Source organism: Thermus igniterrae ATCC 700962, assembly GCF_000376265.1.
Taxonomy (GTDB): domain Bacteria; phylum Deinococcota; class Deinococci; order Deinococcales; family Thermaceae; genus Thermus; species Thermus igniterrae.
Genome location: NZ_AQWU01000071.1, coordinates 9,717 through 23,461 on the forward strand (window position 1 = coordinate 9,717; position 13,745 = coordinate 23,461).

The window sequence follows — 13,745 nt, forward strand, 5'->3', positions numbered from 1 at the left end:
ATGCGGCGGGGGCTCTTCCTGCTGGGCCTTCTTGGGGCCTTTTTCCTCCTCCTGGCCTGGCCGCCCCTCCTCCGGGCTGCTCTGGAGTGGGGGCTGGCCCTGGCGGGCTTCCAGGGCCAGGTGGGGGAGGTGCGGGGCCACCTCCTCTGGGGTCTGCGCCTCCGGGAGGTGGTCCTGAAGGGCCCCGGGCTTGCCCTGGAGGCGGAGGCCCTGGACCTGGCCTATGAGCCCCTTGGCCTCCTGCGCCGGGAACTCCCCCTTGCCCTGAGCCTCAAGCGGGCCCGCATCAGGCCTACCTGGGAGGGCCTCATCCCCGAGAAGCCCGGCCCGCCTCCGGCCTTCCGCGTGGTCTTCCGCCAGCTCCGGCTGGAGGAGGTGGCCGTGGAGCTTCCCCGGGGGAAGAGGCTCTTCCTCCCCCCCTTGCGCCTGAGCCTGGTGGGGGAGAACCCCTACCGCTTCCTGGCCCGGCTCCCCGGGGGGAGCTTCCAGGGGGAGGCCAGGGCCCTGGCCCCGGACCTCTCCGCCTGGGAGGTGGGCTACCAGGGGGAGGTGCGGGGGCTTTCCTTCTTCTACGGGGGCCTGAAGGGGGGCAGGCTCTGGGGGAGCTGGCGCCTTGGGCCCGGAGGACTGGAGGGGGAGAACCGGGTGGAGGGCGGGGTGGTGGAGCTGGTGGGCTTCCTCCTCCAGGGCGTGAGGGGGGAGGTGGCCTTCCGCGAGGACCGGGTGGAGGCCAGGCTCCAGGGTCTGGGCCTCGAGGGGCCCCTCTGGGCCACGGGGGAGGTGGACCTCAAGGCCGAGCGCTACCGCTTCCGCTTGGAGGGGCGCCCGAAGCTTCCCGCCCTGGCCCGCCACTTCCGCCTAAACCTTCCCGTGGAGGGGGACGGGGCGCTCTTCCTGGAGGGGGAGGGGTGGGCGGAGGTCCGGTTAGGGGGGCGTTTCCAGGGGGAGGGGCGTCTCCTGGGCGAGCCCTTCCGCCACCGGGGGGAGCTTGCCTTTGACCGGGTCTTCCGCCTGCAGGCGGTGGCCGAAGGGCGGCTTTTTGACCGTACCTACCGCCTGGGGGCGGAGCTTACCGGTTCCTCGTACCGGGTGGCCCTGGAGGACAGCCTGGGAAGCCGGCTGGCCTTGAGGGGGATGGGGAGCCAGATGGCGGGCGAGGGGGTGGCGGCCTGGCCCAGGCCCCTTTCCGGTCTGGCCGAGGTGGCCTTCCAGGCCCAGGGAAGCCGCTGGCGGGCCCGGGTGCGAAGCCCTGGGGTGGGCCTTCCCTTGTTTCGTCCCCTGGACCTCTCGGGAGAGGTCCAGGGAGAGGGGGAGCGGGTGGCGGGGCGGCTCGGCCCCCTGGCCCTTAGGGGTACCTGGGGGGACCTCCGCCTGGGCCTGGCCCCCACCCCCCTGGTGGTGGGGGCCCTGGAGGGGGAGGGGCGGCTACTTGCGGGGAGGCTTCAGGCGGAACTCCGCTACACCTCCCCTTACGCCGCCTTTCCCCTGCAGGTTTGGCAGGAGGCCGGGGGGTTTCGCCTCCTGAGCCCCCACGGGGAGGGGCGCTACCGCGGCGGGGCCTTCAGCCTCACGCTCTGGGGCCTTCCTGTCCGGGCCTTGGACGAGGTGCGCCTCTATGGCCAGGCCCTCTACCGGGAGGGGGGCCTCTCGGGGAGCCTCCTCCTGCGGGGGCGCTACCTGGAGGCCGAGGCCCGGCTGCGCCGGCTGGGGGCCGACCTTTCCGGAAGCCTCAGGACCCCCCTGGGAACCCTTCCCTTGCAGGGGAGCTACGACCCGGAGCCGGGCCTGGTCCTCCGCGCCCAGGGGCTTTCCCTCACCTACCAAAAGGCCCTCCGCCTCCAGGGGGAGGCCGCCTTGGGCCCCTGGGCCTTGCGGGCGGACCTGGGGTGGGGGCCTGGGTTCTGGGGTTGGGCGGAGGTAGGGGGTCCTTACGGGCTCAGGGGCCGGCTGGAGGGGGCTGGGGAGCGGGCGCTTCTCAGGGTTTCTGGGCCCCTGGAGGGGGAGGGGGAGGTGTACCCTGGGCTTTCCCTGGCGGGATACCTCCGGCCGCCTTTGCCCGAGGGGCTGGAGGTGCCCTCTTTGGCCTTCCGGCTGGACCGGGAGGCCCTGGAGGTCTTGGGGGTGGGGCGGGTGGCCCTGGGCGGGGGCTTTCCCTTTGCCCTTTCCTTGCCCTTCCGCTACCGGGGGGTGGAGGGGCGGCTTTGGGCGCGGGGGGACGCGGAGGGGGGCGAGGTGCGGCTTGCCACCCCCTATGGGGAGGTTGTGGCCCGGGGTCCCTGGGGGGGGCTTGGGGTGGAGGGGGAGGTGGCCCTTCCCCGGGTGGGTCCGGGGCGGGTTTCGGGGCGGCTGGACCTTTTGGCCCAGGCCTACGGGGGTGAGGTCTTCCTGGAGGGGCTGGGCCTGCGGCTGGGGTTTAGGGGGAAGGGGGCTTCGGTGCGGTTTTCGGGCCAGGCTCCGGGCCTGAGGGTGCTGGGGGGTTATGAGGAGGGTCTTTCCCTGCGGGTGCAGGCGGAGGGGTATGACCTTTCTTCCTTGGGCTTGCCCCTCAGGGCTACGGGGACCTGGGGGACTGGGGGGGGCAGGCTCCGGCTGGAGAGCCCTTACGGGGAGGCGGTTTTGCAGGGGACGGAGCTCCTGGCCGCGCGGGTAGGGGTTTCGGGGCCCTACTTCCGGGGGGAGGGGAGGGTATCCCCGGAGGGGTATACCCTCCGCCTCCAGGGGGCCTACCGCCAGGGGGGGGTGGAGGTGGTGGCTGAGGCCCATGGGGAGGGCCCTTGGGACGCTCCTGCCCTCTATGTGGCGGGGGAGGCCCGGCTGCCCTACCTGGAGCCCTTGCCCTTCCGGGGGCGGGTGTGGGCGGAGGAGGGGGTGCGCTACCGGCTGGAGGGGCCCTTGGTCCTGGAGGGGAGGGGGCTTACCTACCGGGGGCGGTTCGCCCTGCCCTTTGCCCTTTTGGGGAAGGAGGGGAGGCTGGAGGGGAGCTTCCGGGGGGAGGGCCTTCGGCTGGAGGGGGAGGGAGAGGGGGTCTGGGGCGGGCTTCCCTTTGCCTTCCGGGGTGGGTATGGGGGAGAAGCCTCCCTGGCCCTGGCCTACCCGGGGGGCGAGGTGAAGCTTCAGGGTGAGGCGGTGGCCTTCCGGGGGGAGGTGGCGCCCTTGGCAGGGGTTTTGGGCCTGCCCTTGCGGGGCCAGGCGGAGGGGCGGGTTTCCCTGAAGGGGGAGGGGGAGGCCAAGGCGGCCTTCTGGTACGGGAAGGAGGCCCTGGAGGCGGCCTACCGGGAGGGGACCCTGCGGCTTTGGCTTCCGGGGCGGGGGCTGGGCCTGGCGGTGGGGGTGAGGGAGGGGGAGCTGGAGGGGCTTGGGGGGCTTTCTGGGTCGGGGCGGGTGCGCCTGGGGCCTGGGGGGAAGGGGGAGTTGGCGGGGGCCTTCCGCTACCAGGGGGTGGAGGTGGGGTTCTCTGGGCCCTTGGAGGCTCTGGCCCTGGAGGCCTGGTACCGGGAGGGGGCCTTTGGGGAGACGGTGCTCCGGGGTCGCCTGGACCTTTTGGGGCTCAAGGGGGAGGGGGAGGTGCGGCACGCTTCCTCTTGGGCGGAGGGGGAGCTTTCCTTGGGGTGGGAGGGGAGCCGGTACTGGGGGGAGGGGTGGCTTAAGGGGCTTAGGTACCTGGAGCAGGCGGGGCCCTTGCGGCTTGCGGGGGAGGGGGCCAGGGCGGAGGCGGAGTGGGGGGCGCCTTTGGCCTTTTGGGCGGCCTACGATGGGGGTTTGCGGCTTGGGGTGCGGGGTGCGGGGGAGGTGCTGGGGTTTGGGGTGCGGGCGGACCTGGGGTGGGGGCCTGGGGGGTACCAGGGGGCCCTCGAGGCCCAGGGCCGGGGCCTGCGCCTCGAGGCGGTGGGGGAGGGGCCCTTGCGCTTGCGTCTGGTGGGGGAGGGGCTTCCCGGGGAAGGGATGGCCGAGGGGGTCCTGGAAGGGCTTGCCTTGTCGGGGAAGGCCCGTTACACCCTGGGCCTGGGGGAGGCCCGGCTTGCCCTGGAGGCCGCCTTCCAGGGGACGCTTCCTCGGCTTGGGCTCCAGGGGGAGGGAGCCCTCCAGGGGGAAGGAGAGGCTTTGCCCTTCCGCTTCGCCTACCGCCACGAGGGAGGGGGGCTGGACCCCAAGACCCTCCTCCTGGAGGCGGAGGCCAAGGGGCTGGACCTGCGCCTCCAGGGGGGAAACCTCCGCCTGGTTCTGGACCGCGACCTCACCCCTTTCGGCCTTCCCCTGCGCCTTAAGGCCCAGGCAGAAGGCCCCTGGGAAGAGGGGGTGGCCCTTACCCTGGAGCGCCCGGAGGGTCGGCTTGCCGGCCGGGCCTGGATCTGGCCGCCCAGGGCCGAGCTTCAGGGGGAGGTCCTGGGGGAGGGGCTTTCCCTCCGCTACGGGGAAGGGGAGGCTACCTTGCGCTTCCTAGGCCCCCGGCTTTCCGGGGAGGCCCGGTACGGGAAGGAGCTTTCCGGGAGCCTGGCCCTGCGCTACCCCTTGCCCGGAGGGGGGGTGGCGGGGGAAGCGGACCTGAGGGCCGGCACCCTGCGCCTCTTTGGGGAAGGGGCCTGGCAGGGAGGGCTGGCGGGCCGCTTCTGCCTGCCTGCGCCCCTAGGTCCTTGCGAGGGCCTTACCGCCCAGGTGGCCGGGGGCCTGGCCTATGGGGAGGTGGCCTTCCAGGGGGGCTACCGCTACCGGGCCCCCAAGGGGTACCTGGGGGCCATCGAGGGGGAGGGGCGGCTTACCACCCCCTACGGGGCTCTTCTTCTCCGGGGAGAGGGCCCGGGGCTGGACCTCCTGGGGGAGGGGCTTCCCCTGGATGGGCGGCTGGACCTAAACCCCTTCCGCCTCGGCTACCGCTATGCGGGGGCGCTTCCCCAAGGCCTTGGAGAGCTTTTTGCCGAGGGGAGCTACCCCGGGGAGTGGCTTCGGGGCCGCTACCGCTATGGGGAGGTGGAGGTGGACCTCCAGGGCCTTCCCGGCTTCCGGCTGGCCCTGGCGGGAAGGGGGCTTCGGGGGGAGGTGGGCCCGGAGGGACTGGAGGTGTCCCTGGAGGGCTTGGCCCTTGGGCCCCTCGCCCTCTTTGGCCGGCTTGCGGGCCCCTGGCAGGAGGTGGGCCTGGTCCTGCGCCTTAAGGCCCTTGGCCGGGAAGCGGAGGCCCGGGGGACCTACGGAAGGGAGGGCCTGCGCCTGGTCTTTTCGGGGGACCTCCAAGGAGAGGTGGCCTGGCGGGAGGGGTGGGCTGGGGAGCTCGCCTTCCGGGAGGGGCGGTTGCGCCTTTCGGGCCCTGGGGTGCCCGAGGTGTCGGGGGAGGTCCTGGGGGAGGCCGTGCGCCTGGCCTGGCCCCTTCTGGAGGTGGGAGGGGTACGGCTGGACCTCCTCACGCGGCGGGCCGAGGGGGAGGGGCAGTTGCTGGAGGCCCTTCTCCCCGGGGGGGTGGCGGTGCGGGGGGAAGGGGAGGGGCTGGCCCTGGCCTATACCCTGCCTGGAGTAGGCCTTCCCCTTCAGGGGGAGCTCCTTCTCAAGGCCCCGGCCCTCACCCTCACCAGCCCGCAAGGGGAAGGGGCCCTCCGCTATGCCGGGGGAAGGGTGGAAGGGAGCCTGGCCCTCGGCCTGGGCAGCCTCGCCCTGCGCCTTGTGGGGGAGGGAGACGGGGTGCGCCTTCTGGGAGAGCACCCTGCCTTCCCCTGGTGGGCGGCGGGGGCGGGGCGTTTGGAAGGGTGGGTGGACCTGGCGGGGAGCTACCGGGTGGGCTACCGGGCGGGGGAACAGGCCCTGGAGCTTTCGGGGAAGCTCCTGGAGGCCCGGCTCCGGGCGGAAGGGCCTTACCTCCTTGGGGAGCTTGCCTATCCTCCCAAGGGGGAGCTTCGTCTGGACCTGCCCCTACCGCCCCTGGAGAGCCGCTTCCAGGGCCGGATCCACGGAGAGGGGTATGGAGTGGAGGGGGTGCTGGAGGGCGGGGTGGGCCGGATGGCGGTCAAGGGCCGTCTCCTTCCCCTTTCGGGGGAGCTCACCCTGGACCAGGCGGTTCTGGAGGACTTCCTGGGGCGCTATGCCCCTTACCTAAGGGGCCGGGTTTCCGGGCGGCTTTCCCTGGAGGGGAACCGGGCGCAGGGGGCCCTAGAAGGTAGGGTAGAGGTGGCCGGCACCACCTTGCCCCTGAGCTTTACCGCCACCCTGGGGCCAGAGGGGTTGCAGGGGGAGGGCCGGGTGGGGGAAAGCTCCTTCCGGCTGGGCCTCAGGGAGGGGCGCCTGGACTTCTCCGCCGCGCCCCGGGCCTTCCCCCTGCACCTCCTCCTGGCCGCGGTGGCCGGCCCCCTGGAGGGGGAGGCTTACTGGACGGGGGCGGTGCGCCTCCGCCTGCCCCTGGCCGACCCCTGGCAGGGGGAAGGGGTGTTGGTGGGGGAAAGCCTCCTCTTCCGCGGTGCGGGGGACGAGCTTCGGGGGCGGGCGGCCTTCCGCTATGGGGAGGGGCGGCTTTACGTGGACCACCTGCGCCTCAGTGGGCGGGGGAGCTGGGAGGGGGGCGGGTACTGGGGCCGGGAGGGGAGCGACCTCTACCTCACCCTCAAGGACACGGTTTTCACCCCGGTCCTCCAGGTGGTGCCCGCCCTCAAGCCCTACCGGCCCGAGGGCTCGGGGAGTCTCACCCTGCGCCTCCTGGGCGAGGGGTTCCAGGCAGCCTTCCAGGACTTCCGTTTCCGCCTGGGTCCGGTGGCGGGGTACCTGCCCGAGGGGCTTCTTTCCCTGAACGGGGGGGCGCGGGCTGAGGGGGAGCTCACCCTCCTGGCTCCCTTCCCGGGCCGGGCTCGGCTGGGCCTCGAGGGCCGCCTGGAGGACTTCCGGGTCACGGCCAAGGGGGCGGTTTCCCTCCCCGGCCTGAAGGAGGAGACCCCGGCGGAGGTGGCCTTCCGCTACCCGGGCTACGGGGTGGAGATCCACCTGGGGGAGGCCCAGGCCCAGGGAACCCTCTTCCCCTTGCGCCTTGCCGGGTACGGCCGCCTCCCCCTCTACTACCCCCAGTACTACCTGCAGGATGGGCTTCTGGACGTGAAGAGCTTCTTCCTCTACGAGGAGAAGGGCACCTACCACCTCACGGGCAACGCCGAGGTCCTCCGGGCTCGGCTGGCCCTGCCTGAGGCCCGCGCCCGGGACCTCACCCGCCAGGGAGTGGAGCTTGGGGAAGCCTCCCCGGCCGCCAGGTCCACCGTCCCCCTGGTCTTCGAGGGGGTGCGGGTCTACGCCGAGCGGGGGGTGCTGGTCCAGGAGAGCCTGGTCCAGGGGGAGCTTAAGGGGGAGGCCTTCCTGGGGGGCACCTACCAGGACCCCTTCCTGGCGGGGGAGGTGGGGGCCCTTTGGGGCAACTTCCGCCTTTGGGACTCGGTGTTTTCCCTGGACCCCGGGGGAAGCCTCCTGCGCTTCCGCCCCGACCGGGGCATCCTTCCCGAGTTCCTCCTGAAGGCCCAGGCGGAGAGCCGGGGGTACAAGATCACCCTCCAGGCCACCGGGGAGTTCGTGCGGGAGAACGGCCGGGTGAAGGTGCGCCTCACCCCCCAGTTCGCCTCGGAACCCCCCCTAAGCGAGCCCGAGATCTACGCCCTCCTCACCCTAGGTACCCCCGACCTGGCCAAGTTGGGCGAGACCCTGCCCCAGGCGGCCCTGGGGGCGGCCCTGGAGAACCTGGTTTTGGGCCAGCTGGAACGGGAGCTTTCCCGGGCCTTCGGGCTGGACCGCTTCCAGGTGCAGGTTCCCCTCCTCCAGGGAGGTCAGCTGGAGGACATCCGCTTTTCCATCGGCAAGTACCTGAGCCCGGAGCTCTTCTTGGGCTACCAGGTGGACCTGAGGGGGGAGCAGACCCTATCCGCCCAGTACCGCCGGGACGGGCTCACCTTCACCCTGTTCTCCACCTTCCAGCCGGGGGACGGCCGGCTTTCCCGCCTGGCCTTCGCCCTGGGCTACGACCTCACGGAAGACTTAGGCCTTACCCTGAGCCTCGAGGGGGCCGACACCGCCCGGTTCAGCGTGGGCGCCCTCTACCGGTGGTAGCATGGCCCAGGTATGCGCGCACTGGCCAAGCTGAGTCCCGAAGAAGGCCTAACCCTGGTGGAACGTCCCCTGCCCGAGCCGGGCCCGGGAGAGATTCTGGTGCGGGTGGAAGCCGCCAGCATCTGCGGCACCGACCTGCACATCTGGAAGTGGGACGCCTGGGCCCAGGGGCGGATCCGCCCCCCCCTCGTCACCGGCCACGAGTTCAGTGGGGTGGTGGAGCGGGTGGGGCCCGGGGTAAAGCGGCCCCAGGTGGGGGACCACGTGAGCCTGGAAAGCCACATCGTCTGCCATACCTGCCCCGCCTGCCGCACGGGCAACTACCATGTCTGCCTCCACACCGAGATCCTGGGGGTGGACCGGGACGGGGGCTTCGCCGAGTACGTGGTGGTGCCGGCGGAAAACGCTTGGGTCAACCCTAAGGACCTGCCCTTTGAGGTGGCGGCCATCCTGGAACCCTTCGGCAACGCGGTGCACACGGTGTACGCGGGAAGCGGGGTCTCCGGCAAAAGTGTCCTCATCACCGGGGCGGGGCCCATCGGCCTCATGGCGGCCATGGTGGCCCGGGCCAGCGGGGCCGGGCCCATCCTGGTCTCCGACCCCAACCCCTACCGCCTGGCCTTCGCCAAGCCCTACGCCGACCGCCTCATCAACCCCCTGGAGGAGGACCTCCTCCAGGGGGTGCGCGAGGTGACGGGGAGCGGGGTGGAGGTGCTCCTGGAGTTTTCCGGGAACGAGAGCGCCATCCACCAGGGGCTTAAGGCCCTCATCCCCGGGGGGGAGGCCCGCATCCTGGGCATCCCCTCGGATCCCATCCGCTTTGACCTGGCGGGGGAGCTGGTGATGCGGGGGATCACCGCCTATGGCATCGCCGGCCGGCGGCTATGGCAGACCTGGATGCAGGGCACCGCCCTGGTCTACTCGGGCCGGGTGGACCTCACCCCCCTCATCACCCACCGCCTCCCCATGAGCCGCTACCGGGAGGCCTTCAGCCTCCTGGCCTCGGGCCAGGGGGTGAAGGTCATCCTGGACCCTAGGGCCTAGGCCTCCGGGGAAATGTGCCCTGGCCTTCCCGCCAGGGCCTTTCCTTTGCTAGCCTTGGCCCAAGGAGGGAAGCATGCCATCCCGTAGGCAGGTCCTTGGGGGCCTTCTAGGCGTGGCCCTGGGGCGGGCCCAGGGCTTAAGGGTGGAGGAGGTGGTGGGGGGCCTCGAGGTGCCCTGGGCCCTGGCCTTTTTGCCCGAGGGGGGTTTTCTGGTGGCGGAGCGCCCCGGGCGCATCCGCCTGGTGCGGGAGGGGCGGGTTGCCACCTACGCCGAGCTAACCGTGTACGCCCGGGGGGAGTCGGGGCTATTGGGCCTGGCCCTCCACCCCCGTTTTCCCCGGGAGCCCTACCTCTACGCCTACCGCACGGTGGAGGAGGGGGGGCTTCGCAACCAGGTGGTGCGCCTGCGGCACGAGGGGAGCCGCGGGGTCCTGGACCGGGTGGTGCTGGACGGTATCCCCGCCCGGGCCCACGGCCTGCACTCTGGGGGGCGGATCGCCTTCGGCCCTGACGGCATGCTCTACGTGACCACGGGGGAGGTCTACGAGCGGGAGCTGGCCCAGGACCTGGCCTCCCTGGGGGGCAAGATCCTCCGCCTCACCCCAGAAGGGGCCCCTGCCCCCGGCAACCCCTTCCTGGGCCGTCCGGGGGCCAGGCCCGAGGTCTACAGCCTGGGCCACCGCAACCCCCAGGGCCTGGCCTGGCACCCGGAGACGGGGGAGCTTTTCGCCAGCGAGCACGGGCCCAGCGGGGAGCAGGGCTTCGGCCACGATGAGGTGAACCTCATCGTGCCCGGGGGGAACTACGGCTGGCCAAAGGTGGTGGGCCGGGGAGAGGACCCGCGCTACCTGGACCCCCTCTACTTCTGGCCCCAGGGCTTCCCCCCGGGGAACCTGGCCTTCTTCCGGGGGGCCCTCTACGTGGCCGGCCTCCGGGGCCAGGCCCTCCTGCGCCTGGAGCTTCTGGGAGGGCGGGGGAACTGGCGGGTGGGGCGGGTGGAGACGGTGCTTTCCGGCCTTGGCCGCCTGCGGGAGGTGCAGGTGGGGCCCGATGGGGCCCTTTATGTGACCACCTCCAACCGGGACGGGCGGGGCCAGGTGCGCCCGGGGGACGACAAGGTCCTGAGGCTCCGCTAAGCTTGGGGCGTGGAGCGCCTTCTGCCCTTTCGCCTGGCTCTGGAGGAAGGGATCTTCTGGCTTTTGGACCAGCGGCGGCTGCCTCTGGAAGAGGTCTGGGTGCCGGTGCGCACCGCCCGGGAGATGGCGGAGGCCATCCGGGCCATGGTGGTGCGGGGGGCTCCGGCCATCGGGGTCTCCGCCGCCTACGGCATGGTCCTGGCCCACCTGGCCGGGGAGTCCCCTGAGGAGGCCGACCGGCACCTGAGGATGAGCCGTCCCACGGCGGTGAACCTCTTCCACGCCCTGGATCGCATGCGCCCCCACTGGGGGGACCTGGAGGGGAGCCTGCGGGAGGCCGAGGCCCTGTGGCGGGAGGTGGAGGAGACGGAAAGGGCCATCAGCCGCCACGGGGCCCGGGTCCTGAGGGGCCAGGTCCTCACCCACTGCAACACCGGCCCCCTGGCCACGGGGGGGTACGGCACGGCCTTGGGGGCCATCCTGGAAGGCCACCGCCAGGGGCGGGTGCGCCACGTGTGGGTGGACGAGACCCGGCCCTACCTCCAGGGGGCCCGGCTCACCGCCTACGAGCTCATGAAGGCGGGGGTCCCGGCCACCCTCATCGCCGACAACATGGCGGGCTTCCTCATGGCCAGGGGGCAGGTGGACGCGGTGATCGTGGGGGTGGACCGCATGGCCTTGAACGGTGACTTCGCCAACAAGATCGGCACCTACAGCCTGGCAGTGCTGGCCCACCACCACGGCATCCCCTTCTACGCCGCCCTGCCGCTTTCCTCCGTGGACCCCCGCCTGGAAAGCGGGGAGGGCATCCCCATAGAGGAGCGCCCGGCGGAGGAGGTGGTGCTCCTCAAGGGGGTGCGCCTGGCCCCCGAGGGCTTTCCCGCCTACCACCCGGCCTTTGACGTGACCCCCCACCGCTTCCTCACGGGGATCGTGACGGAGAAGGGGGTGCTCTACCCCCCCTTTGACGAGGCCCTGCGCCATGCCCTGGGGCTTGCTTGAGGGGCTTCTGGGCCACGCCTGCCCGGGGTGCGGGGGGCGTTTGGACCAGCCCCTCCTCTGTACCCCTTGCCGCCGGAGTTTGCGGGCTTTTAGGGGGAAGGAGATGGTCTACCTGGGGCTTTATGGCCGGGTGGGAGGCCTGGCCCGGGCCCTCAAGTACCGGGGCCGGCTGGGGCTTGCCCGCCTTCTGGCCCCTCCCCTGGCGCAAGGGGTGCGGGAGGCGGGGTGGGCCCTCCAGGGGGTGACCAGCGTGCCCACCCTCCTTCCCCGCCTCCTCCGGAGGGGCTATAACCCCCCGGAGGTCCTGGCCCGGGAGCTGGCCCGCGCCCTGGGGCTTCCCTACCGCCCCTTGCTCCGCCGGGGGCGCTACACCCCCAGCCAGCCCACCCGGGGCCGGGCCCGGGGCAGGCTTCCTGCCGACCTCTTCCTTCCCGTAGCCCGGGTGGAAGGGGCCTGGCTTCTGGTGGACGATGTCCTCACCAGCGGGGCCACCTTCCTAAGGGCCAGGGAGGCCCTGCTGCGGGCAGGGGCCAGCCGGGTCTACGGCGCCTTCCTGGCGGTGCGGGACCCGGGGGCCCTAGGGCCTTACGGGTAGGGGGCACACTCTTCCCCGGCTGAACCCCTACACTGGGGCCAAGGGGGTGGGTTCCCGTGAAAAAGCTGCGCCGCCTTCCCGACCTCCTGCCCCACCTGCGGGAAGGCCGCTACCGCCTGGGCCCCCACGTGGCCAAGCACATGCTCCAGGAGGGCTTCACCGAACTGGACGTCCTCCGGGCCTTGGAATGGGGGCGGGAGCTGGCCATCTACCCCGAGGACCAGCGCATGCTGGTCCTGGGCTATATGGTCTTCCCCCCGCGGCTCAAGCTTCCCCTCCACGTGGTCCTGGAGTACGCCACCCCGCGCCAGGTGGACATCGTCACCGCCTTCATCCCCAAGGAGCCCTACCGGGTCTACTCCCGGGCCCGGCTGGCGGCCCTTTTGCGCTACGATGGGGCTCTGGAGGAGGTGCGCTGGACCAAACCCCTAAGCCTTTACCCCGCCTGGGAATAGGGAGGGGCGCACTCCGGGCAGCGGCCGTACACCGTCACCTCATGCCCCTCGGCCTGGAAGCCGGGGGGGAGGTGCTGGGGGGAGAGGTCGCAACCCAGAAGCTCGTAAACCCGTCCGCAGCGACGGCAGAGGAAGTGGTGGTGGTGGTCCCGCCCCGCGGGCTCGTAGCGGGGAGGCTCCCCGGGCAGGGCCACGGGGGCGAGGAAGCCCTCCTCCACCAGCCCCTTCAGGGTGCGGTACACGGTGGCCAGGCCCAGGGAGGGCACCTTCCTCCTGGCCAGGTCCAGGACCTCCTGGGGGGAAAGGGGGCGGCCCGCCTCCAAAAAGGCCTCCCGGATGGCCCGCCGCTGCCGGGTGGAGCGTTCCATGCCCCTAGGATAGCAACCTGAGAAGCAGTTTTCATCCTGAGGGGATAGAGTGGGGCCATGCGCTGGCTGATGTGGCTTTGCCTCGCCCTCCTTCCCGCCCTGGCCCAGGGGGAGGGGCGCTACCTGCTCGGGCGGATCCTGGCCCTGGACCCCGCACGGGGCCTGGCCCAGGTGGAGGTGGAAGGCGGGCGGCAGGAGGCCCTGTTGCCCACCGGAGGAGGGGGGTTCCGCCCAGGGGAGCGGGTGGTCCTTTACCGGGAAGGGGGGAGGCTCTACATCACCGAGCCCGACCGCATGCCCTGGTTGCTCTCCCTCCTCGGCCTCTTCGCCCTCCTGGCCGCCCTTCTGGGCCGGGGGAAAGGGGTGAGGGGGCTTCTGGGCACTTTCCTCAGCCTCCTGGTGGTGGTCTACTTCGTGGTACCCCGGGTGGCGGCGGGGGGGAACCCCCTCCTCTACGCTTTTTTGGGGAGCCTGGGCGTGCTCTTCCTCACCCTCTACTTGGTGCACGGGGTGAACCGCAAGACCACGGCGGCCCTCCTGGGAACCCTCCTCTCCGTGGCCTTCGTGCTGGGCCTTTCTGTCCTCTTCGTGGGGGCCATGGGCTTTACCGGCATGGCCTCGGAGGAGGCCATGCTCCTCGGGCAGTGGGGCGGGGTGGACCTGGTCTCCCTGTTCCTGGCCGGGGTGGTGGTGGGGGCCCTGGGGGCCCTCACCGACGTCACCGTCACCCAGGCGGCGGTGGTGCAGGCCCTGGCCCATGCCAACCCCCGCTTGGGCCTTTGGGAGCTCTACCGCCGGGGGATGGAGGTGGGCTACGACCACATCGGCAGCCTGGTGAACACCCTGGTCCTGGCCTACGCCGCGGGTTCCTTGCCCCTTTTCCTCCTCCTCACCAGGGACCCCACCCCCTTGCGTTTCCTCCTCAACACCGAGCCCTTTGCCGCGGAGGTGGCCGCCATGGTGCTGGGCTCCTTGGGCCTCCTCCTGGCGGTGCCCCTCACCACCCTGGTGGCCGCCTGGGCCTTCCGGGGGGGGAAGGGGGGGCCCCCGGAGCACGGGCATGCCCACTGAGGGTGGCATAATGGGGT

8 protein-coding genes are annotated in these 13,745 nt (G+C 72.0%); 7 read left to right on the plus strand and 1 reads right to left on the minus strand.

Features of this window, described 5'->3' with window-relative positions:
• The 6 genes from B128_RS0110060 to B128_RS0110085 all read left to right on the plus strand — a co-directional run bounded on the left by B128_RS0110060 (position 1) and on the right by B128_RS0110085 (position 12,289).
• On the plus strand, positions 1-8,058 hold the full coding sequence (locus B128_RS0110060) for a translocation/assembly module TamB domain-containing protein (RefSeq protein WP_018112146.1): 8,058 nt from the start codon (positions 1-3) through the stop codon (positions 8,056-8,058).
• A 12-nt stretch (positions 8,059-8,070) separates the two neighbouring features.
• Positions 8,071-9,102 carry an L-threonine 3-dehydrogenase gene (gene tdh, locus B128_RS0110065; protein WP_018112147.1) on the plus strand — a complete coding sequence of 344 codons (1,032 nt, stop codon included), beginning with the start codon at positions 8,071-8,073 and terminating at the stop codon, positions 9,100-9,102.
• 73 nt (positions 9,103-9,175) lie between these two features.
• Positions 9,176-10,237 carry a PQQ-dependent sugar dehydrogenase gene (locus B128_RS0110070; RefSeq protein ID WP_018112148.1) on the plus strand — a complete coding sequence of 354 codons (1,062 nt, stop codon included), beginning with the start codon at positions 9,176-9,178 and terminating at the stop codon, positions 10,235-10,237.
• 9 nt (positions 10,238-10,246) lie between these two features.
• The gene (mtnA, locus tag B128_RS0110075; RefSeq protein ID WP_018112149.1) at positions 10,247-11,239 is read left to right on the plus strand and encodes an S-methyl-5-thioribose-1-phosphate isomerase; all 993 of its coding nucleotides are present in this window, start codon (positions 10,247-10,249) and stop codon (positions 11,237-11,239) included.
• Positions 11,220-11,834, plus strand: a complete 615-nt coding sequence (locus tag B128_RS0110080) for a ComF family protein (RefSeq protein ID WP_026175178.1) — start codon at positions 11,220-11,222, stop codon at positions 11,832-11,834. Before mtnA ends, B128_RS0110080 begins: the two co-directional genes overlap by 20 nt.
• Positions 11,835-11,890: 56 nt before the next feature.
• On the plus strand, positions 11,891-12,289 hold the full coding sequence (locus B128_RS0110085; protein WP_018112151.1) for a DUF4258 domain-containing protein: 399 nt from the start codon (positions 11,891-11,893) through the stop codon (positions 12,287-12,289).
• Here B128_RS0110085 and B128_RS0110090 read toward each other — a convergent pair.
• The gene (locus tag B128_RS0110090) at positions 12,271-12,657 is read right to left on the minus strand and encodes a zinc uptake transcriptional regulator (RefSeq protein ID WP_018112152.1); all 387 of its coding nucleotides are present in this window, start codon (positions 12,655-12,657) and stop codon (positions 12,271-12,273) included. The two genes, B128_RS0110085 and B128_RS0110090, sit on opposite strands and share 19 nt — an antisense overlap.
• Positions 12,658-12,714: 57 nt before the next feature.
• On the opposite strand from B128_RS0110090, the gene B128_RS0110095 reads away from it, so the two are divergent.
• Positions 12,715-13,728, plus strand: a complete 1,014-nt coding sequence (locus tag B128_RS0110095; RefSeq protein ID WP_026175179.1) for a YibE/F family protein — start codon at positions 12,715-12,717, stop codon at positions 13,726-13,728.
• Positions 13,729-13,745: the final 17 nt, after the last annotated feature.